A 22144-nucleotide genomic window follows, 5' to 3' on the forward strand; every position below is an offset into this window, starting at 1 on the left:
GCTTCGCAAACAGTTTTATCTTACAGCTTTAACGATTCTGTGTTGTATTATGAGGTTCGCAAAAAATTTTACCACCCTGTTGCTTGTAGTACTGGCGCTTGCCTGCAATAAACAAAAGAAAAACACACTGTTTACCGAAGTGGAAAACAGTGGCATCAGTTTCGAAAACAAACTCACTAACGATAAAGACTTCAACATTTTTACTTATCGCAATTTTTATAATGGTGCAGGTGTTGCCACCGGCGATTTAAATAACGATGGATTGCCCGAAGTTTTTTTTGTTTCAAATCAGGGCAGTAATAAATTATATCTCAACAAAGGCAATCTGCAGTTCGAAGACATTTCTGCAAAGGCAGGCTTTACTGAAAAAAAGCAATGGAGCAACGGTGTTGTACTGGTTGATATTAATGCAGATGGCTGGCTCGATATTTATGTGTGCAACGCCGGCAATATGTTCGACTCTTCTTTACGTCGTAATCAACTATTCATCAACAATCACAACTTAACGTTTGCTGAAAAAGCAGCGGAGTATGGGTTGGATAATGATGGGTACAGTACACACGCTTCTTTTTTCGATTACGATTTAGATGGCGACCTCGATTGCTTCATCATCAACAACAGCCCTATTCCGGTAAACACACTCAACTACCCCAGCCTGCGTGATTTGCCAGCAGAACAATGGCAGGTAGCCGATTTTTTAAAACCCGGCGGCGATCATTTTTATCGCAACGATAACGGTAAGTTTAAAGAAGTAACCAAAGAAGTAGGCATTCATGGCAGTTTAATTTCATTAGGATTGGGTGTTACAGTGGGCGATGTAAATGAAGATGGTTATCCGGATGTGTATGTATCGAACGATTTTTTTGAACGTGATTATCTCTACATCAACCAACGCAACGGAACCTTTAAAGATGAACTGGAAGAACGGATACAGCATACCAGTCTTTCATCGATGGGTGCAGATATGCAGGATATCAACAACGATGGCAGTCCGGATATTTTTACAACCGATATGTTGCCAGGTGATGATTACCGTTTGCGTGCCAACTCATCGTTTGAAAGTTATGATGTGTTTAACCTGAAAGTAAAGCAAGGTTTCTATTACCAGTACACGCAAAACGCATTGCAGGTAAATAACAAAAAGGGAAAGTTTTTTGAAACAGCATTCTTCAGCGGTGTGGCCGATAGTGATTGGAGCTGGGGTGCACTCATGTTTGATGCAGACAATGATGGCAACGTAGATATTTATGTGTGCAACGGTATTTACTACGATGTAACCGATCAGGATTTCATTGATTTTTTTGCCAATGAGGTTGCACAGCAAATGGTGAAGACAGGGAAGAAAGAAGAAGTGAGCACCATCATCAACCGTATGCCTTCCAATCCTATTCCCAACAAAGCGTATCGCAACACAGGCAATTTAAAATTTGCAGATGCAGGCGAAGACTGGGGTTTTAGCAAAAAAACATTTTCGAACGGTGCTTCCTATGCTGATCTGGATAATGACGGTGATCTGGATCTCGTCATCAGCAATGTAAACCAACCGGCGCTGGTTTATAAAAACAACAGCAGGGAGCAGAATCAAAACAACTACATCAGTGTGCAGCTGAAATACGAAGGACAGAATCAGTTTGGTATCGGCAGCCTGATTCGTATTTATCAAAAAGACCAGGTGCTTACAAGAGAAATTGTTCCTGCAAGAGGATTTGAATCTTCCATTGAATACAAGCAAACAATTGGTATAGGTAAAGAAGCGGTTGATTCCATCCGCATCTTCTGGCCCAACCAATCCTTTACAACCATTGTTAAGCCGGCGGTTAATCAACTGCACAACATTCAATACGATGTAAATAAGGCTAATAAAAACGTATGGTCTGCATATCCACCAGTTGCTACGTATTTTCAACAGCAAGACAGTTTGTTTGCTGCACATAAAGAAGATGAGCATGTTGATTTCTTTTACGAACGCAATATCCCTTTCATGCTGTCAACACAAGGTCCGAAAGCAGCTACAGCCGATGTAAATAACGATGGCTTAACGGATGTATATATTGGTGGAGCAAAAGGCCAGCCCGGTGCTTTGTACCTGCAAACTTCAAATGGTTTTCGTTTGGCGGATGTGCCCGACTTTAAAACCTTTGCCTTTAACGATGTAACAGCAGCGCTGTTTTTCGATTGCGATAAAGATGGTGATATGGATTTGTTTACCGGTGGCGGCGGTAATTTTTCTGCAGCTGCGGTTGGCGGTTATCAAAACCAGTTATTCATCAACGATGGTAAAGGAAATTTCAGTTTAAAGCGTGGTGCAATTCCCATGTTTAATACCAACTGTGGTACTGCCGTTGCATTTGATTACGATGGCGATGGTTTCGAAGATCTCTTTGTTGGCAGCAGAAGTGTGCCGCAGAGTTACGGTGCAACACCCGAAAGTTATTTACTGCACAACGATGGCAATGGAAACTTCAGCGATGTAACAGCAAGCGTTGCTCCGGTATTTTTAAAAGCAGGAATGATTACTGCAGCAGCAGCAACCGACATCAATAACGATAAAAGGAATGAACTGCTTATAGCCGGCGAATGGATGAATGTGAAAGTGTATGCATTCAACGGCAAACAATTTACTGAACAAAAAACCGGTATTGAAAATTATAAAGGCTGGTGGCAAACAATGAAAGTGGCCGATATAGATAAAGATGGTGATGCTGATTTGGTACTCGGCAACCTGGGCGAAAATTTTTATTTGCAGGCGGGAGCGGAAAAACCAGTGAAGATCTGGATGAAAGATTTTGATGGTAACGACATCACTGATAAAATGATTACACGCACGTACAATGCTACCGATGTGCCGGTGTTTATGAAGCGTGAACTAACCGACCAGGTTCCCTCATTAAAGAAGTTAAATCTCAAACACCAGGACTTTGCAAAGAAAACCATACAGGATTTATTTGGCGATGGCCTGAAAGATGCAGAGCGGAAAGAAGTGAACTATGCATCGTCTTGTATTGCCTATAACGATGGTAAAGGAAATTTTACGATCAAAGCATTACCATGGCAGGTACAACTTTCCAGCATTAATGCGGTGCAGTTGATTGATGTAAACAAAGATGGCTACGATGATCTGGTAACTGCAGGTAACTTTTTTAACCTGTTGCCGCAGTTTTGCAGGCTCGATGCAGGCTATGGTGAAATATTGCTCAACGATAAAAAAGGTGGCTTCAGTGTTGTGCCTGCAGTACAAACAGGTTTAAACCTGTACGGACAAACCAGAGATATTGTGCATTGGAACCGAAGCAACAGCGATTACCTGCTCTTCCTCGAGAATAATGCAACGCCAGTGCTGTATAAACTCAACGCTAAGTAAGCAATAAACGAATGATGCAAAAGAACAGAAGTATGTCCTGCTCATTTACTGCTTTGCTTTTTGCAATGCTGTTGTCAACGAATGCCTGTACAACAAAAAAGCAAATTGAAAATCCTTTGTTTGAAGTACGTCCAAGTACAGCAACGGGATTGAATTTTACAAATCAATTAAAACCAACAGCAGAATTTAATTTATTCTCGTACATGTATTATTATAACGGTGCAGGTGTAGGTGCTGCCGATTTTAATAAGGACGGATTGACTGATTTGTTTTTTGCTGCCAACCAGGGTGAGAATAAATTATTCCTCAACAAAGGAGCATTACAGTTTACAGATGTTACGGCAGCTGCAAACATTTCGCAGGATGGCAGCTGGAGTACAGGCGTTTCGGTAGTGGACATTAACAACGACGGCTTGCTTGATATTTACATTTGCCGTGTAGGTAACTATAAAGTACTGAAAGGAAAAAATCAACTGCTCGTATGTAAAGAAATTAAAGATGGCGTGCCGGTGTTTGTTGATGAAGCTGCGGCGTATGGTTTAGACTTTTCGGGCTTCAGTACGCAGGCTGTGTTCTTCGATTATGATGGTGATGAAGATCTTGATCTTTTTTTGCTGAACCATTCGGTGAACCATGATGGTAACTATGCACCACGCAAAAACTTTCTCAATACCTATGATTCATTAGCCGGTCAGCGCTTATACAGAAATGATCTTATTACAAAAGCCGATCAAAAGCAACATGCTTATTTCACAAACGTAACTGCAACAACCGGCATTAACGGAACAAAAATCGGTTATGGTTTAGGTGTGGTAGTGAGCGATCTGAATGTAGATGGCTGGCCCGATATTTATGTGGGTAATGATTTCCATGAAAACGATTATCTCTACATTAACCAAAAGGATGGAACATTTAGTGAAGAAACAACAAAACGCTTAATGCACACCAGCCAGTTTAGTATGGGTGTGGATGCTGCCGATATTACCAACGATGGTTTTCCCGAAATTATTTCAATGGATATGTTGCCTTACGATCCGTACATGATCCGTCGTTCGTTGGCAGAGGACGATTACAACATTTTTCAAAACAAAATCAACTACGGCTACAACTATCAATATGCACGCAACAACCTGCAGTGGAACAGAGGTAATGGATTGTTTAGTGAAGTGGGACAATATGCAGGCATTAATGCTACTGATTGGAGCTGGGCAGCATTGTGGATGGACTTTGATAACAATGGTCGTAAAGATCTGTTTGTATCAAATGGTATTCCAAAACGGATGAATGATATCGACTACATCAACTTTGTGTCGAACGAAGAACTGCAGCAAAAAATGCGCAGCGGTACTGTTGAAGATAAAGACATGCTGTTGGTAAACAAGTTTCCGGAAATAAAATTGCCCAACCATTTCTTTCGTAACAAGGGTAATCTGCAATTTGAAGATGTAACCGACAGTATTGCAAACAATCTGCCTACGTTCTCCAATGGTTCGGTATATGCTGATCTGGATAATGATGGCGACCAGGATCTCATTGTGAACAATATTAACGATCCGGTGCTGTTGTACGAAAACAAAACCAATACAGTAGCACTCAAACCATCGGCTTCAATAACATTAAAAGGCCCGGCACAAAATCCCGATGCCATCGGTTCAACCGTTGTGCTCTTTGCAGGTAAGGAAATACGTACGTATGAACACAACCCCGTGCATGGATTTTTATCGAGCATGTTGGTGCCGTTGCATATTGGTTTGGATGAAACGAAGATCGATTCTGCTTTTCTTATCTGGCCCAACCGTACGCATCAATCTATCAACATCAAAACAGGTAAACAGGAATTTGCATATACAAAAGACTTGCCTTTGTTTGATTATAGCAAGATCATCAACTTTCATCCGCCAACAGTAAATGCAATAGAAGATATTACTGCAGCAACAAAGCTTGATCACCGGCATATTGAAAATGTATTCAACGAATTTGCAAGAGAACCGTTGTTGCCGCATATGAATTCAACCGAAGGTCCTGCATTGGCAGTCGGCGATATTAATCACGATGGATTGGATGATGTATTCATTGGTTCATCAAAAGGTTACCGCAACGCCGTGTATGTACAAACAGCGGCAGGCACATTCAGCTACAAAGCACAACCTGCTATGTGGCTCGATAGCATGACCGAGAACGCAGATGCTTTTTTTACAGATGTAAACAACGATACACATGTGGATCTCTTGATTGCTTCCGGAGGAAACGAATACTACGGAGGAGATTCACACCTCTTGCCTTTACTGTACATGAATGATGGTAAAGGAAATTTCACAAAGAAGACAGATGCGTTTACAGACATTGTTGTAACGCAAAGTAAAATGGCAGTGCACGATTTTACAGGTGATGGTTTTGCAGATATTTTTCTGCCCGGCAGAGTGGAGCCATGGAATTTTGGTATAAAACCCCGATCCTATTTACTAAAAAATAACGGTAACGGAACATTTACCGATGTAACAGCTGCTTACACAAAAGAATTAGTACAGCCCGGTTTGGTAACCGATGCACAATGGGTGGATGTAAATAAGGATAACAAAAAAGATCTTCTGCTATGTTACGAATGGGGCGGTATCGAAGCCTTTATTTTTAACAACAATACATTTACCAAACAAACCATTACAGCAAATAAAGGTTGGTGGATGTTTGTACTGCCGTTTGATTGGGATGCAAATGGTGAGCTTGATTTCATTGCCGGCAACTTCGGATTGAACAGCCGCTTAAAAGCATCGGCAGATGAACCACTCTCATTATACGTAAACGATTTTGATGCCAATGGCAGAAACGAACAGGTACTTACGTATTACCTGCAGCACAAAGAAATTCCCTTTGCAACCAAACAAGAATTGGAAAAGCAATTGCCATTGTTGAAGAAGAAGTTTTTGTATGCAGAAGATTTTGCCAAAGCATCGCTGAATGATTTATTTGGTGCAGATAAGTTGAAAAAAGCACAGAAGTATTCGGTTGATTATTTAAGTAATGCTTTTTTGCAGAACAAGGGCGATCAAACATTTACTGTTACAGCATTGCCCTACGAAGCACAGTTAACAACCTATCGTGCAGCAATGGTTGTGCAGGCCAACAACGACAGCTTACCCGATGTACTATTGCTCGGCAACTATTACGATAACAATGTCGAGATCGGAAGACAGGATGCCGACTTTGGTACATTGCTCATCAATAAAGGCGCAGGCAAATTTGTGTATGCACCTGTAAATGGTTTAACCATTAACGGACAGGTACGTAACATCAAATCAATAACCATTAAGGGAATGCAGGCATATATTCTCGCAAAGAATAATGATGCAGTGCAAATCATTCGATTCAAATAAATTTAATACAGCACAGGGTAATAAATACGGGTAATCCACTTGCTTGTATCTTTTTCCTGCATACGATCGGTAATGAGCGATTGAAACGGAATAGCCGGTGCAGTCTTCTGATGATCGAATGCATAATCGGCCATGCGCTTTTCAGCAGCGGCAACAGTAGCCATGCCGCCTTGTACATCGCCCACCAGAATATAACCGAGAATCATTTTTTTACGTTTAAACGGTTCCTGTTCTTCCACATCTGCTTTTGTAGGAATACCCACCATCACATCGTAGCGGTTATCTGTAACAGAAAAAATATTCAGCATCGGCGCATTACTTTCTTCTCCGCCTTTTGTTTGAATGTATTTTTTTACATCAGCGATTAAACTGTATACATCTTCTGTAGTGGGGTAATGATTAAATGTTTTCTTTAACGAAATAAGTGTGGAGTCTTTCACCCGTTGCGTTTCAATCTCCATACCATACGTATTCTTCTCGTTTTCAAAAAATGGTTTTACCGCTGCAAGAAACTGTTTGAAATCTTTTTTCAATGAACGCAGCTGCAGGTATTGTTTAATTTTCGTAACCGGGTTAGCACTGTATGCAAACACATAGCTCCATTCGAAATGGGCAGAATCAATATTGTAAGGGAACACCTGGAAGAAAGCCGAAACAGAATCGTTACCAACCGAAGTCATCGTTTCAATACCGGGTAGTGTCATATTCCGAAAAAGATAACTGCGGTTATTGTAACTGTAGATTGTATTGCTTTGTTGCGTACCGGCCCACCAGTTTTTCCATTTTGTACTGTCGTGCAGCAAGCGAATAGCTGAATTATTCGTACATCGAAAAGCCGTTCTGTAACTGTACACTTCTTTTGCAGGAATACGGAAATAAAAAAACAGTACAACAGCAATGAGCAATAGCAGCAGAAGCAACAGCAATCTTTTCATCTTAGAAATCGTTTGAAGCACCTGCAATTTAGGTGAAAACGAGCTGCAGAAACAACGCTTTACTTTTTTGTTCTGAAAGAAATAATCCATAGCAAACGTTTGCATCTTGCAATTGTAAACTCATGCCGGTTTCTTTGTGGTTTACTCTTTATCTTTCCTGTACGATTTACTAAAAACGGTTGCCATGAAACATTTGCTGTCCTTTGTTTTGCTCACTATTGTTTTTTCAACCCAAGCACAAACAATTGATCCCTGGAAAATTGCTGCTACGAATTTCGATCCTTCCAACTACTACGGCATTACCGTTGCCAATGGAATGATCGGAGTCGTATCATCGCCGGAGCCATTCAAGGTAAAAGATGTGGTATTGGCCGGTGCATACGATTTGTATGGCCGTGGCCGTGTAAGTAACTTCTTAAAGAGTTTTAATCTGCTGAACAGCTACCTGGAAATAGATGGCAAACGCATTGATGCAAAATCGGCATCGAATATGAAACAGGAGCTGGATATGCAGCATGCCAGCTTTACAACAACATTCGATTATGCAGATAAAGCAACTGTAACCTATACCTACTATTCGTTGCGTCATTTGCCGTTTACGGTGTTGATGGATATTACAATCACACCCAAAAAGAATATTACCATCACCGGTGCCAGTGTAATGGAAGCACCTGATGCGTTGAAAGATGTACAGAATTATTACAATGAAATTGATCGTCCGCATGTAACCATGAGCTTACTCACTTCTTCAGCAAAAAGTCCTACGGGTAAATTGTTGATGTGTGCCAGCAATACATTTTTGTTTACCGAACATCATGGCAGCGAACCAAGAGTGATTCATGAAATGTGGGATAACAATATGCATCTGCTCAAGTTCAGCAAACAGCTGAAAGCAGGTGAAACTTATCGTTACTCGATTGCGGGCTCATCTATTACATCAGCACATCACGATGATCCGTTGAATGAAGCAGAACGCTTAACCATTTATGCAAAGCTGGAAGGCAGAGAACGCTTGCTGCAGTTTCATACCAAGGCATGGGATGAGTTGTGGAGCAGCCGTATAACGATCGAAGGAACAAACGAAGAAGCAAAGCAGGATCAGCAGGATGTAAACAGCATGCTCTATCATTTGTATTCCTTTACAAGAGAAGGCACTGCATTATCACCATCACCAATGGGCTTGAGCGGCTTGGGTTACAATGGTCATGTGTTTTGGGATACCGAGTTGTGGATGTATCCTGCATTACTTGTACTGAAGCCTGAGCTTGCAAAAAGTATGGTGGAATATCGTTATCAACGGTTGGATGCTGCAAAGCGAAATGCTTTCAGTAAAGGATTTAAAGGAGCCATGTTCCCTTGGGAAAGTGCAGAAACAGGTGTGGAAGAAACACCCGTGTGGGCATTGAGTGGTCCGTTCGAACATCACATCACCGCCTGTGTGGCAATCGCAGCATGGAATTATTATTGTGTAACACAAGATAAAGTGTGGCTGAAAGAAAAAGGATATCCCATCTTAAGTGCAACAGCCGATTTCTGGGCAAGCAGAGTAGAACGCAACGGCCCGGGTAAATACGATATTAAAAATGTGGTGGCTGCAGATGAGTGGGCCGAGAATGTCGATAACAACGCATTTACGAATGCGGCTGCGAAAGCCAATCTGCAGTTTGCAACAGAAGCAGCGAAACTGTTAGGCATTGTACCCAATGCAGATTGGATGAATGTAGCGAACAATATTCCTGTGTTGAAATTTCCTGACGGTGTAACAAGAGAACATGCAACCTATAATGGTGAAGGCATTAAGCAGGCCGATGTAAACTTGTTAGCTTATCCGTTGAAAGAAGTAAAAGATGCAACTGCTATCCGAAAAGATTTAGAGTACTACGAACAACGTGTACCGAATGAAGGAACACCGGCAATGACACAAGCAGTGTTCACTACCTTATATGCAAGACTCGGCAACCATGAGAAAGCGTATCATTGGTTTAAAGATGCATTCATTCCAAATCTCAATCCGCCGTTTCGTGTAATTGCAGAAACAAAGGGCGGCACCAATCCTTACTTCGCAACTGGTGCAGGTGGTATTTTGCAAAGTGTGTTGATGGGTTTTGGCGGTTTGGAAATTACAGCAACAGGCATCACACAAATCAAAACTGTATTACCTGCTAACTGGAAGAGCGTAACCATTACAGGCGTGGGTGTGCAGAAGAGGACGTTTGTGAATAAACGGTGATGAAGTATTGTTACCAGAGTAGCGTGATAAAAGTGGAACGACTGAAGCTACGTGGTTATTTTTTTAGTATTTAACCTATGTAACTTCGTTAGAATGTTTACTTGTCTGTCAATAAATGCTCTATTTTCGTGAAAACAGTTTACTTATGAAAAGCCTTTACTCATTACTAGTACTTTTATCTTTTTGGGGATTAAATGGATTCGCACAAGATTATAGTAAGTCTAAATTCATAACGGTCCGTGGCAGTGTAGAATCTGTTTCAGGTGAGCCTCTCACATCTGCAACTATAAGAGTTCCTAATACAACTTTTGGTACAGCAACCGATAAAAACGGAAATTTTTCGTTGGAAGTACCAGTGTCTTGTAAAATCACTGTCTCATCAGTTGGTTATATCGATGAAGAAATTGCATGTAACAACAATAATTATCTGCTCGTTTTTTTAAACAAGAGAAAAAGAATTGACTCTGCTGTTATTACCTCTGCCTCAATAATTGATGTAAATCCACAGCTTGAAAAGGAAAGATTCAATTATTATAAAGATAATAACCGGATTTTTACGAAGGTTGAAGTCTTATCTCAATTTCCTGGAGGCGAAAAAAAATTTAAAGAATATATCATAAAAAATCTTGTCTATCCTGATTCTTCTTTAATGGCTGGCGTGGAGGGGTCTTTGATTTTAAAATTTACTGTCGGCAATAATGGCTACTTAAAAAATATCAGGATTATAAGGGGATTAGACAGGTTCTGCGATTCTGTTGCACTAGTGGTTTTTAGAAATTCACCCCAATGGCTTCCTGCCATACAGAATGGTCGTCAGGTTGAAGAAGATATTGACTATGTTATTCGGTTTAGCAGAAATGGCTCGTCAGAATCAAAAATTGAAACTCAAAAAAGTAAGATAGAACCAAAAGTAGATATTGCTCCCAAAGAAGAAATCATAAATAGCATAAGTAAGAACTACTCTAAAGTAGTAAAGAGTTCAAAGGAGTTTCAATATGCTTCACAATTGGTGAATAGAATTACGGATACATCTATTTTAAATCTCTATTTTGATTCAGTTATATATAGAAAATTCCGACCTCTGGGGTTAAAAGAAAGAACTAAGTATGATAAATCAAAAGCCATGTTTTATGCAGAGGGCCTTTCTGAATTCAGACGAATTCTTTCTAATTATTTTGCCTCTTCATATACTATTAATGAAATAAAGTATTTGCATAAAATGTATGCTGGTGAAATTGGGCGTTCGATAGCCCTCAAACAAATAGCCTCGTCAAGTGAAATGGAGTATTTTTATCTCGAAAGTTTTATGAAATCTGTCACAAAATAAAAAAGCATTTCCTTTTATAGGAATTGCAAATTAGGTTTACTGATCAATTTTAATGTTTCATTACTAAAGAACGGAATCAAACGTATAATACTTGGTCAATTACATGAAGACTAAAGCTTTTCTCTTCGACCTCGATGGCACTCTCATCGACACCATGCCGGCACATTTTAAAACATGGCAGCTGGTGGTGAAAGAAATGGGCAGTCCGCTTGAAGGGGAAGCTTTGATGAACCAACTCTATGGCAACGGGGCCGAACTGATGCACCGCATTGTTCCTGGCCGCACGTTTACTGAAGAAGAAGCAAGAGCCATTGTTGCCGCAAAAGAAGAACGCTACCGGGCTTTGTATGGCAACGAAATAACGGTGCTGGAAGGAGCACGTGAATTTTTAGAATTAGCGTTGCAGAAAAATATTCCAATGGGCATCGGTACAGCCAGTAACCAGGCCAATATCGATTTTGCATTGGATAAACTGGATCTGCGCCGTTACCTCAGTGCCATTGTTGGCGCTGATGATGTACAGCTGAGCAAACCGCACCCCGAAACTTGGTTGAAACTGGCAGCCGAATTAAACACCCCACCCGAGCATTGCATTGTGTTTGAAGATGCGCCGAAAGGTGTGGAAGCCGCCCTTGCAGCAGGAATGAAGGCGGTAGCTATCACCGGGCATTTTTCTGCAAACGATTTCGGAGAATATGAGAATATTTTACAAATAGTTCCTGCCTTAAATGTGCTCAACATTGATGAATTACTTTATCTTTAAAGCACATTAACGAATTGCTGTTGAGAATTTTTGCTTCCATATTTTTTCTCTCCATACTGCTGTTTAACTGGTTTGGTTACCGGTTAGTGATGGATTACGTACAGCAAAAAGCCGATACCCATTTTGAACAAAAGATTGATAACAACGACTACGATGCAAGCGCATTGATTGAAGTGCGAGCACCGGTAAGCTTACCTTATCAAACCGATTGGAAAGAGTTCGAACGTGTAAGTGGCGAAATCACCATCAACGGTATGCATTACAAATATGTAGAGCGTAAACTCGAAGGTGGTGAAATGATTTATAAATGTATTCCTGATACCGATAAAGCCCGGTTGGTAAATGCCCGGGAAAATTTCTTCAAGCTTGTCAACGATCTGCAAAATCAGCAGGAACAAAAATCGGGTAAACAACCCGCCCCATCGTACAAAGCATTTTCATTTGACTACTGTGAGCAGTTGAGCCATTGGTCGCTCGATGCATTGGAGCAACTGCGTCAACCATTCAACCATACCTTTTCAGCAGCTACACGTTCTGCATTTCTTCTTACCGCAGAACAACCACCCGAACTTTTTGGTTAATTGCTTTTCCTTACAATTTTACAGATCTGCAGATTGTATTGTTGTTTCGTCTCTGCTATGAGGGTGGCAGAACGTTACATTAAAACGTACAATAGTGCAATGTGTAAAAGTGCAAAAGCATAGCTCTTTTAACAGGCTCGTCCCGGTGAGTTGGGATAAACCTGTTTCCACTGCAGCTGCAGTACATGATCTTATTCAAAAAAAGCAAGCATTAGAAGATGAAATGAGCCATCGCACTTGATGGCAACAGCATTGGAAATGATAATCTGAAAAAATAATTGCAGATGAAACAAATTGTATTCGCAGCATTCGTTGCTGTATCCCTGATTGCATGTAAACCCAAAGGAGATTATAAAGCGTACACCAACGATCCGTTGTTGTATAGTAAAACAGTGAAGAAACTCAACAACGTAGTATTGGAGAATAATTTTCCGCCCATGATTGCTGCACGTAATTATGTGTATGCAAACATTGCAGCTTACGAATGCGTGGCTGCCGGCGATAAAAATTACAGAAGCATGAGCGGTCAAATAAAACATATGCCCGCCATGCCCAAGCCCGATATAAGTAAAGCACCGGTTGATTATTCACTGGCTGCATTGCTGGCATTTACAAAGGTGGGTAACGCTGTTACATTTCCCGAAGGCAGCATGATGGACTATTACAACGAGTTAAAAAATAACGCCGACTCGGCCGGGATGCCGTCTGATATGCTGGAGAATACGATTGCTTTTTCGGATAGCATTGCTGCAGCTGTATTACGTTGGAGCAAAGGAGATAACTATGCACAAACACGTGGTGCTGAAAAATTCACCGTACGTGAGGAAAATGGCCGTTGGGTACCTACACCACCTATGTACGCCACTGCGGTGGAGCCGCATTGGGGTAAAATACGTCCAATGGTATTGGACAGTTCTTCGCAATTCGAAATTCCTCGTCCGCCGGTATTTGATGTTGCAAACAAAAACAGCGTGTATTACAAATACATGATGGAAGTGAAAAATGTGGGAGACAGTTTAACAGAAGAACAAAAACATATTGCCGATTTCTGGGATGATAATCCGTTTAAGATGAATGTAAGCGGACATGTAATGTTTGCTACCAAAAAGTTTTCGCCTCCGGGCCACTGGTTGAATATTGTAGGTATTGCAGCAAAAGCAGCAAAGGCCGATTTTAATTCAACTGTTGGTGCGTATGCACTTACATCCATTGCATTTTTTGATGCCTTCATTCGAGGATGGGAAGAAAAATACAAGAGCAATTACGTTCGTCCCGAAACAGCTATTAATAAACATGTAAGCCAGGAATGGCGCCCGTATATTCAAACACCTCCTTTTCCTTCTTATGTAAGCGGCCATGCTACCAACTCTGCAGCAGCTGCCGAAACTATGACTTCGTGGTTTGGTGAAAACTTATCGTTCACCGATACATCGTTATTGGAGTTTGGTATTGCAAACAGGGAAATTAAATCATTCCGTGCGGCAGCAGCAGAAGCAGCCATGTCGAGATTGTATGGTGGCATTCACTATCGTTTCGATAACGATGAAGGATTGAAAGCAGGAAAGCAGGTAGGCGAATTGATTGTTCAACGTATCAGGTTAAGAGCTAATTGAGCTGCACCTTAACAATCACAACAACAACCAAACATCATGAAAAAATTAATTGCTATACAAATAGTATCAGTCATGTTATTGCTGGCTGTTACACAACAACTGTGTGCACAAGGTTGCGTAGCTGTACGCAGCAATGGTGCCATGTGTACACGCAGTCATGCCGATACTTCGGCAGACAGTCATAACTGGCAGCTTACAACAGGCTATCGATATTTCCATTCGTTCCGCCACTTTGTGGGCACCGAAGAACAAAAACATCGTGTAGCCGAAGGAACCGATGTACGCAACTGGCAACATGCTGTTGATTTTACACTGGTACGTAAACTCAACAACCGTATGTCGATTGCAGTGAATATGCCCATCATCTCCAACCGTCGTTCATCGATGTATGAACATTACGGTAACAGCAGCACCAGCCCGAATGCAAGAAGAGAAACAAGTTCATTCGGCATAGGTGATATCCGTATTACAGCGTATCGCTGGATGCTCGATCCATTAAAAAGCAGAAGAGGAAATATCCAGGTTGGTTTAGGATTGAAATTGCCAACCGGCGATTACCGTTACAACGATTTTTTCTGGAAGAACGATTCAACAAAAGTTCTGGGTCCTGTCGATCAATCGATTCAACTGGGTGATGGCGGCACCGGTATTTCACTGGAGCTGAACGGATATTATGTATTTACAAAAGAGCTGAGTGCGTATGGTAATTTCTATTATCTCAGTAATCCACGTGAACAAAATGGCGTATCAACTGCAAGAGGTGGTACAACAACCAATGCCAATATTTTATACGGCAGCAGTGTAATGAGTGTGCCCGATCAATACATGGTTCGTGGTGGTTTGAATTTGATGCTGGGTGCATTCTCTGCATCAGCAGGTGTGCGTTTAGAAGCAATACCATCGGAAGATCTGATTGGTGGCAGCAGCGGCTTCCGTCGTCCCGGTCGCATTTTTGGTGCAGAACCCGGCGTTGCTTATCAATTGAAAAAAGTAAATCTGTTTGCAACGGTGCCTTATTGGTTCAGCAAAAACCGCACACAGAGTTATGCTGATAAAATGCGTACCAAAGCAACGGGCATCTATACACAAGGAGATGCTGCTTTCTCCGATTACTCGATTAATATTGGTTGTACTGTTAAGTTTTAATTGTTCGTAAACGCAACAGCTGTTGCAAAACAATCATCAAATGAAGTTGACTATAAAATTTTTATGGACAATGCTGTTATGCATTGCTGTAAAACAATCTTCTGCCCAAACAGATATTGATGCCATTATGATGGAGAAGAACGCATTCTGCGTAGGCCCCGGCTACTCCTACACTACCTGGAAAAATTATTGGGAAGGAACAAACAAAAGAGAAAACCTCAACCTTGGACATGTTTCTACACAAATGTTTGCGGTGATGGGTAATTATGGCGCTACCAGAAAACTGAACGTTTTATTTAATGTGCCCTACGTTACTACCAAAGCAAGTGCAGGAACCTTACGTGGCCAGAACGATATGCAGGATTTAAGCCTGATGTTAAAGTATCGTGCAATCAACCAAAAGATCGGCGACAGTCGTATGGCATTAATTGGTTTACTCGGTGGTTCTGTACCCATGAGCAATTATAATGCTGATCTGTTGCCGCTATCAATCGGCTTACAAAGTAAAACAGCAATGGCGAGGCTGATGCTCGATTATTATTACGATAACAAATGGTTTGCAACTGCATCAGCTACTTATGTATGGCGCAGTAATGTTACACTCGATCGTGATTCGTATTATACCGATCGCTTTATTCTTTCCAATGAAGTGGACATGCCCAATGCAACCAGCTACAACATCCGTGCAGGTTACCGTACACAATGGTTAATTGCAGAAGCGGTACTCAACAACTGGACAACCAAAGGTGGTTTTGATATTACACAAAACAATATGCCCTTCATCAGTAATCGTATGAATGCTACATCGCTTGGTTTTAATATCAAGTATGTATTTAAAAAGTTGCCGCAGCTTTCGCTAACAGGTGGTGCCAGCCAGGTGGTTGCAGGAAGAAACATGGGACAAAGTTTTTCTGCCAACGGCGCCGTGTTCTATGTATTCAACTTAAACAAGAAAGAAAAGAAAGCTTAATGCTGCGCAAACTGATTTTATACACGTAAAAACGAAACCATGTACATTAACATAAAACGAATTACAAATCTGTTACTGCTCGCTGTAGTTGTTGCATCGTGCAGTAAAGAAATTACAGAACGCACTAAAAATGCACCTGCATTAAATCCGTCGAACATTGATGCAAATGCAGGAACATGGAAACCCATATTGCTTACTGCTCCCGATGAATTTGCAGTGGCAGCACCCGGCGCAGCAAGTGGTCCGGGTTATACAGCGGAGTTGAATGAAATTAAAGGATATCAGAAATCGATGACGGCTGCGCAGGAAGAACGTATGAAGTATTGGGGCGCAGGTGCAGTATTACGCTGGAACGAAATTATGCGTGGTCTGGTGGCTAAATATAATCTGCCACCTTATCAAAATGCGGATGGTACATACCCCGTACCTGATGCCAATAACCCGTTTAACAATCCGCAGTTTCCATTTGCTAATCCGCCCTATGCATCACGAGCCTATGCGTATGTAAGCGCTGCGCAATACGATGCGTTGGTGGCTGCATGGCATTACAAAAAATTATACAATCGTGCTGCACCGTATAAAATCAACAATACCATTACAACCTTGTTGCCGCAAAGCGATTTACCATCGTACCCGAGTGAAGATGCAGTGGTGGTTGGCGTAATGGTGGAGCTGTTGAAATTATTTTTTCCCGGAGAGCAGGCTGCTATTCAGCAACTGGCAACAGAACATAAGAATGCTAGAATTATGGCGGGTATGAATGTGCGTAGTGATATTGAAGCAGGTGAAGCATTGGGCCGCTTAGTAGCACAAAAATTTGTTACACGTGCAAGAGGCGACAGAGCAGGTGCTGCTGTTGGTAATGCAACCTTGTGGCAGCAAATGGAAACACAAACAGCAGTAACAGGCGAAATACCGTGGATCAGCCAGGAATCACCAAAGCGTCCGCCAATGCTACCGCTGTTTGGTCGTGTACGTACCTGGCTGTTCGATTCTGCAACCTTGGTAACTGCAGTGCGTCCCGGTCCGCCACCATCAACCAAATCAGAAAAATTTAAACAGGAAGTAGCAGAAGTATTATACTACAGTAAAAATGCAACACGTGAACAACTGGCGATTGTGCATTATTGGGCCGATGGTTTGGCTACACATACACCTCCCGGCCATTGGAACGCCATTGCAGCCGATGATTTTATTGCACAACGTTTCAGCGAAGTGCGTTGGGCACGTAACATGGCATTGCTCAACATGAGTATGATGGATGCAGCAATCGCCTGCTGGGATGCGAAATTCTTTTACTTCAATCCACGTCCATCGCAGGTAAATCCTGCAATAAAAACATGGACAGGTTTACCGAACTTTCCAAGTTATACAAGTGGTCACTCAACCTTTAGTGGTGCAGCTGCAACTATTTTAGGACGAATTATTCCTGAACGTAAACAGGCGTATGCAGCCATGGCGCAGGAAGCTTCTTTATCCCGTTTGTATGGAGCCATTCATTACCGCAGCGATTGTGAAGAAGGTTTAAAGTGCGGTAATGTAGTTGGTAATTATGCTATTGCGAGGGCTAATACAGATGGTGCTAACTAACAGTTTTTTATTTCTATTGGTAGTATTAATTATGCTCCCCTGTTTTTACAGGGGAGTTTTTATGTACAGCAGCTTCTTTTTGTTATGATGCAGGAAAAGTTATCTTTAGGATCACTATTGATTTGATTGAAACTATGCAGCAAAGCACATTAAAAAAATTGTCCGAAGCATTGGGCATCAGCATTTCTACTGTATCCCGTGCACTCAAAGATCATCCCGATATTTCAGCAGCAACAAAACTGAAAGTAAAAGAACTGGCAGCAGCTATGGAATACGAACCTAACAGTTATGCTGTGCTGTTGCGTACCAGACAAAGCAATGTGCTGGGTATTCTGGTACCTACTATTACCAACTTTTTTTACGATTCGTTTATTGCTGCCGTAGAAGATGAAGCAAGAAAATATGGGTACACCGTATTGATCATGCAATCGGGCGACAGTGCGGCTACTGAAGTAGCTAACATGGCCATTTTCCGTAAACATATGGTGATGGGTTTATTTGCTACTGTGTCTATTGAAACAGACGATTTCTCTCATTTTAAAAAAATGGAAGATATGGATGTGCCTGTTGTTTTCTTCGATCGTGTTCCCGAAGAAAAAGGTGTGCATACTGTTTGCTTAAGCGACGCAGATGCTGCACGTATTGCAGCAGAGGCCATCATTGAAAAGAAAAAGAAAAATGTATTGGCATTGTTTGGTCATCCGCATTTAAGTATTACAAAAGTGCGTTGTAAAACTTTTGTTGAAACAATGAACGCACAAGCGCCCGATGCTGTTGTTACAGTTGATTATCCCGAACAGGCAGAGCCATCTGAAAAAATTGTATTGGATGCACTTGCATCTCCCAATCCACCCGATGTTATTTTTTGTATGGGCGATTTAATTTTAATCGGCGTGATGCGTGCCATTCATCAACGCAATGTAAAAGTACCCGATGATGTAGCAGTTATTGGCATCAGCAATGGCTTTATTCCAACCTTGTTTAACCCTGTTGTTACGTACGTAGAAACAAGCGGATACAAGTTGGGAAAGCAGGCTTTCGCACAAATGCTGGCACGTTTAAAAGGCGAACCTGTTGCCGAAAACGTTTGCATTGAATCAATGTTGGTAAAAGGTGGTTCTTTATAGTGTAATTGCTTTGGTAAGTGCATGGTATCGGGTATATTTAAAACCCAATACTACTTGCCATGTCAACCTTTCGCATTAAGCTTTCGCTTTTCCTGAATTACTTTGTGTTTGCCATACTGCTTAACAGTGTTGGTACTGTTATACTGCAGGTGCAGAATAATTTTGACGTAAGCAAAAGTTCTGCAAGTGTGCTCGAAGCATTTAAAGATATGAGCATTGCTTTTACTTCTTTTCTGATTGCATCGTATGTAAACAAGATCGGTTATAAACGCACCATGCTTATTGCGCTTGCATTGGTTGCTGTAATGTGTTTAAGCATACCGTCGCTTCCAACATTTTATATGACGAAGATGTTGTTTGCTGCAGCCGGTATTGGCTTTGCATTGATAAAGGTGAGTGTCTTCGCAACAATAGGATTGGTAACAAAATCGAAAAGCGAACATCTCAGTTTTATGAATTTTCTGGAATCGTTTTTTATGGTAGGCGTACTATCCGGTTACTTCCTGTTTGCATCGATGGTGGATAACAGTAATCCGAAATCGCTTACCTGGTTTAACACGTATTACATTCTTGGAGGATTAGCCGCAGCTGCATTTGTACTGTTGCTTACTACAAAGCTTGATGAATCGTCAATCAAAGAAGCGGAAAAAAATAAATCGGCAGCAAGTGATTTTGTTGAAATGCTCCGGTTGATTTTTCTGCCTTTGGTGCTGGTATTTATTTTCAGTGCGTTCTTTTATGTGTTGATTGAACAAAGCATTATGAGCTGGTTACCTACATTCAATAAAGATGTATTGAATATTTCCACAAGCTTAAGTATACAGTTGGCCAGCATTCTTTCAGCATCTATCGGGTTAGGAAGATTTCTTGCAGGTATCTTTTTACGCAAGATCGATTGGATTTATGTGTTGGTTGTGTGCCTGCTTTGTGCTGCTGTAATTGTTCTCATCACCATGCCGATGGCTGCGAATATTTCAGCAGGAGTAAAAGAAACACTGGCCGATGTACCTGTTGTAGCATTTGCATTTCCGTTGATCGGTTTATTCCTGGCGCCCATCTATCCGGCTATCAATTCGGTTATTCTCAGTAATCTGCCTGCACACCGGCACAGTTCCATGAGCGGATTGATTGTTGTGTTCAGTGCATTGGGCGGTTCAACAGGTTCCATAATTACAGGGCATCTGTCGCAGGCATACGGCGGCGAAACAGCTTTTTATTTATCGTTGGTACCCATCGTTGTGTTGATTTTGCTGCTGATTGTGTTTAAACGTTTGCAGCCAAAAGGAGGTGCATTGGTTGATATTAAAACTACAGGAGGACATTAAGGTGAAACAGCTTGAGATATTTGAAATGCATCCGTTATTTGAAGATGTGCAGATGAGCCGCATTTTTGAAGATGGAAAAACATTTGTGGATTGTGTACCTGTTACACCTCCAACGTTTATTCTGCAACAATATGCAGCAGAAAAACAAAAAGCAAACTTTAACCTGCAGCAATTTGTTGCAAAACATTTTAAACTCCCGGCTAAAGCTGTAACAGCAGACCATGAAACAAAAGAAAATATTGTTGCACATATTGATGCGTTGTGGAATGAACTAACTCGTCAGCCCGATTTGCAACAGAACGGATCTCTGCTTCCATTGCCCAATGCATACGTTGTGCCCGGCGGTCGTTTTCGGGAAGTGTATTACTGGGACAGTTATTTTACTATGCTGGGTTTAAAAGAATCGGGACGAATTGATTTGCTAGAAAGCATGGTAAATAATTTCACACACCTGATTCGTACAATCGGGTTTATTCCAAACGGAAACAGAACCTATTATCTCGGCCGTTCACAACCGCCATTCTATTCGTTTATGCTGCAGTTATTGGCGGAGGTAAAAGGTGAAGCAGTTTTATTGCAGTACAAAGATGCGTTAGCGAAAGAGTATACTTTCTGGATGAAGGGAAGTGAACAGTTATCCGCTACACATCGTTTTGAACAGCATGTTGTGCTGATGAATGATAGGGAGGTATTGAACCGTTATTGTGATGCCTATACAACCGCAAGACCGGAATCGTTTCGTGAAGATGTGGAGTTAACGCATGTTGCAACACAAGCAACTGATGCTTTGTATGCACATTTACGTGCAGGTGCAGAGTCGGGTTGGGATTACAGTTGTCGCTGGTTCAGCAATATCAACGATTTTTCAACGATACATACAACCGAAATTATACCTGTTGATTTGAATTGTTTGTTGTACAACATGGAACAATTGCTTGCAAAAGTGTACAACATGAGTAACGATGAGGTAAATGTTGCTTTGTATACAACTGCAGCAGCAAAAAGAAAGCAGGCAATTCTCAAATATTGCTGGAATAATGCATTGCAACTGTTTACCGATTACGATACGGTTACCAACAGTTGCACCAATGTACAATCGCTTGCAACGGCAGCACCTTTGTTTGTTGGTATTGCCACACAGCAACAGGCCGATGCAGTTGCTGCAGCATTACAGCAATTGTTTTTAAAAGATGGGGGTTTGCTCACTACATTGTACGAAACAGGTCAGCAATGGGATGCACCAAATGGTTGGGCGCCGCTGCAATGGATGAGTATTGTGGGGTTGGAAAACTATGGTCATCATGCGCTGGCTACTGAAATTGCAAAGCGTTGGATCAAACTCAATAAAGATGTGTTTGCACGCACCGGTAAGCTGATGGAAAAATACAATGTGGAGGATACACATCTTGAAGCCGGCGGCGGTGAATACACAGGCCAGGATGGTTTTGGCTGGACCAACGGCGTTTTATTAGCTTTGATGAAGAAGTATGAAGCCCATTCAACTGAATGATGCATTTACGTTTGCTGTTGAACCACACAACGGTAAACTTCGCTTTGTTGTTTATGAACACAATAGCGAATGTGTTTGTCGTATTGAACACAGGAAAGCCATTGAATTGTTTATACAATCAACTACAACAAGCATCTTTAAAGGACGATTGCAATTACACAAACAGAATCATGAAATTGCTGTTGAAGTAAAAGGTGAAGTGATTGGGATTATTCTTCTTTCATCTTTTAAGCAAATGCTCAGCCTGACCTGACAGGTTGGGCTAACGCATGCAGTTGGATTTTAATCAGGTTAT

Annotated in this window: 15 protein-coding genes; 14 read left to right on the plus strand and 1 reads right to left on the minus strand. The window is 41.4% G+C overall.

The window, feature by feature from the left end; translation table 11 throughout:
* Positions 1 to 49: 49 nt before the first annotated feature.
* Together IQ13_RS06035 and IQ13_RS06040 are read left to right on the plus strand one after the other, a co-directional pair.
* Positions 50 to 3361: a VCBS repeat-containing protein gene (locus tag IQ13_RS06035; RefSeq protein ID WP_144885210.1), complete on the plus strand. Its 3312-nt coding sequence runs from the start codon at positions 50 to 52 to the stop codon at positions 3359 to 3361.
* 32 nt (positions 3362 to 3393) lie between these two features.
* Positions 3394 to 6732, plus strand: a complete 3339-nt coding sequence (locus IQ13_RS06040) for a VCBS repeat-containing protein (RefSeq protein ID WP_144885211.1) — start codon at positions 3394 to 3396, stop codon at positions 6730 to 6732.
* 2 nt (positions 6733 to 6734) lie between these two features.
* On the opposite strand, the gene IQ13_RS06045 is transcribed toward IQ13_RS06040, so the two are convergent.
* Entirely contained in the window at positions 6735 to 7667 is a 933-nt protein-coding gene (locus IQ13_RS06045; protein ID WP_144885212.1) for a GyrI-like domain-containing protein, read from the minus strand.
* Positions 7668 to 7851: 184 nt separating this feature from the next.
* Here IQ13_RS06045 and IQ13_RS06050 point away from each other — a divergent pair, with 184 nt between their 5' ends.
* The 12 genes from IQ13_RS06050 to IQ13_RS06110 all read left to right on the plus strand — a co-directional run bounded on the left by IQ13_RS06050 (position 7852) and on the right by IQ13_RS06110 (position 22102).
* Positions 7852 to 9897, plus strand: a complete 2046-nt coding sequence (locus IQ13_RS06050) for a kojibiose hydrolase (protein WP_144885213.1) — start codon at positions 7852 to 7854, stop codon at positions 9895 to 9897.
* 145 nt (positions 9898 to 10042) lie between these two features.
* Positions 10043 to 11224 (plus strand): energy transducer TonB, encoded by a 1182-nt coding sequence (locus tag IQ13_RS06055; protein WP_158637333.1) that lies wholly within the window; start codon positions 10043 to 10045, stop codon positions 11222 to 11224.
* 103 nt (positions 11225 to 11327) lie between these two features.
* Positions 11328 to 11987: an HAD family hydrolase gene (locus IQ13_RS06065; RefSeq protein ID WP_144885215.1), complete on the plus strand. Its 660-nt coding sequence runs from the start codon at positions 11328 to 11330 to the stop codon at positions 11985 to 11987.
* A gap of 14 nt (positions 11988 to 12001) precedes the next feature.
* Positions 12002 to 12568 (plus strand): hypothetical protein, encoded by a 567-nt coding sequence (locus tag IQ13_RS06070; RefSeq protein WP_158637334.1) that lies wholly within the window; start codon positions 12002 to 12004, stop codon positions 12566 to 12568.
* 284 nt (positions 12569 to 12852) lie between these two features.
* Positions 12853 to 14181 (plus strand): vanadium-dependent haloperoxidase, encoded by a 1329-nt coding sequence (locus tag IQ13_RS06075; protein ID WP_144885217.1) that lies wholly within the window; start codon positions 12853 to 12855, stop codon positions 14179 to 14181.
* A gap of 36 nt (positions 14182 to 14217) precedes the next feature.
* On the plus strand, positions 14218 to 15327 hold the full coding sequence (locus IQ13_RS06080; RefSeq protein ID WP_144885218.1) for a transporter family protein: 1110 nt from the start codon (positions 14218 to 14220) through the stop codon (positions 15325 to 15327).
* 40 nt (positions 15328 to 15367) lie between these two features.
* On the plus strand, positions 15368 to 16297 hold the full coding sequence (locus IQ13_RS06085) for a transporter (RefSeq protein ID WP_199758197.1): 930 nt from the start codon (positions 15368 to 15370) through the stop codon (positions 16295 to 16297).
* Positions 16298 to 16336: 39 nt separating this feature from the next.
* The gene (locus IQ13_RS06090) at positions 16337 to 17887 is read left to right on the plus strand and encodes a vanadium-dependent haloperoxidase (protein ID WP_144885219.1); all 1551 of its coding nucleotides are present in this window, start codon (positions 16337 to 16339) and stop codon (positions 17885 to 17887) included.
* A 134-nt stretch (positions 17888 to 18021) separates the two neighbouring features.
* Positions 18022 to 19014 carry a LacI family DNA-binding transcriptional regulator gene (locus IQ13_RS06095; RefSeq protein ID WP_144885220.1) on the plus strand — a complete coding sequence of 331 codons (993 nt, stop codon included), beginning with the start codon at positions 18022 to 18024 and terminating at the stop codon, positions 19012 to 19014.
* A 59-nt stretch (positions 19015 to 19073) separates the two neighbouring features.
* Complete coding sequence (locus IQ13_RS06100) at positions 19074 to 20339, plus strand: MFS transporter (protein WP_144885221.1); 1266 nt, start codon at positions 19074 to 19076, stop codon at positions 20337 to 20339.
* Positions 20340 to 20364: 25 nt separating this feature from the next.
* Positions 20365 to 21849 carry an alpha,alpha-trehalase TreF gene (gene treF / locus IQ13_RS06105; RefSeq protein ID WP_144885222.1) on the plus strand — a complete coding sequence of 495 codons (1485 nt, stop codon included), beginning with the start codon at positions 20365 to 20367 and terminating at the stop codon, positions 21847 to 21849.
* On the plus strand, positions 21827 to 22102 hold the full coding sequence (locus IQ13_RS06110; protein WP_144885223.1) for a hypothetical protein: 276 nt from the start codon (positions 21827 to 21829) through the stop codon (positions 22100 to 22102). Before treF ends, IQ13_RS06110 begins: the two co-directional genes overlap by 23 nt.
* Positions 22103 to 22144: the final 42 nt, after the last annotated feature.

The sequence above is a fragment of the Lacibacter cauensis genome (genome assembly GCF_007830055.1).
Lineage (GTDB): Bacteria > Bacteroidota > Bacteroidia > Chitinophagales > Chitinophagaceae > Lacibacter > Lacibacter cauensis.

Excerpts from the sequence above, each read along its gene's own strand:
- IQ13_RS06035 (WP_144885210.1), top strand. The coding sequence starts at position 50 with ATGAGGTTCGCAAAAAATTTTACCACCCTGTTGCTTGTAGTACTGGCG.
- IQ13_RS06040 (WP_144885211.1), top strand. The coding sequence starts at position 3,394 with ATGTCCTGCTCATTTACTGCTTTGCTTTTTGCAATGCTGTTGTCAACG.
- IQ13_RS06045 (WP_144885212.1), bottom strand. The coding sequence starts at position 7,667 with ATGAAAAGATTGCTGTTGCTTCTGCTGCTATTGCTCATTGCTGTTGTA.
- IQ13_RS06050 (WP_144885213.1), top strand. The coding sequence starts at position 7,852 with ATGAAACATTTGCTGTCCTTTGTTTTGCTCACTATTGTTTTTTCAACC.
- IQ13_RS06055 (WP_158637333.1), top strand. The coding sequence starts at position 10,043 with ATGAAAAGCCTTTACTCATTACTAGTACTTTTATCTTTTTGGGGATTA.
- IQ13_RS06065 (WP_144885215.1), top strand. The coding sequence starts at position 11,328 with ATGAAGACTAAAGCTTTTCTCTTCGACCTCGATGGCACTCTCATCGAC.
- IQ13_RS06075 (WP_144885217.1), top strand. The coding sequence starts at position 12,853 with ATGAAACAAATTGTATTCGCAGCATTCGTTGCTGTATCCCTGATTGCA.
- IQ13_RS06080 (WP_144885218.1), top strand. The coding sequence starts at position 14,218 with ATGAAAAAATTAATTGCTATACAAATAGTATCAGTCATGTTATTGCTG.
- IQ13_RS06085 (WP_199758197.1), top strand. The coding sequence starts at position 15,368 with ATGAAGTTGACTATAAAATTTTTATGGACAATGCTGTTATGCATTGCT.
- IQ13_RS06090 (WP_144885219.1), top strand. The coding sequence starts at position 16,337 with ATGTACATTAACATAAAACGAATTACAAATCTGTTACTGCTCGCTGTA.
- IQ13_RS06095 (WP_144885220.1), top strand. The coding sequence starts at position 18,022 with ATGCAGCAAAGCACATTAAAAAAATTGTCCGAAGCATTGGGCATCAGC.
- IQ13_RS06100 (WP_144885221.1), top strand. The coding sequence starts at position 19,074 with ATGTCAACCTTTCGCATTAAGCTTTCGCTTTTCCTGAATTACTTTGTG.
- treF (WP_144885222.1), top strand. The coding sequence starts at position 20,365 with ATGCATCCGTTATTTGAAGATGTGCAGATGAGCCGCATTTTTGAAGAT.
- IQ13_RS06110 (WP_144885223.1), top strand. The coding sequence starts at position 21,827 with ATGAAGCCCATTCAACTGAATGATGCATTTACGTTTGCTGTTGAACCA.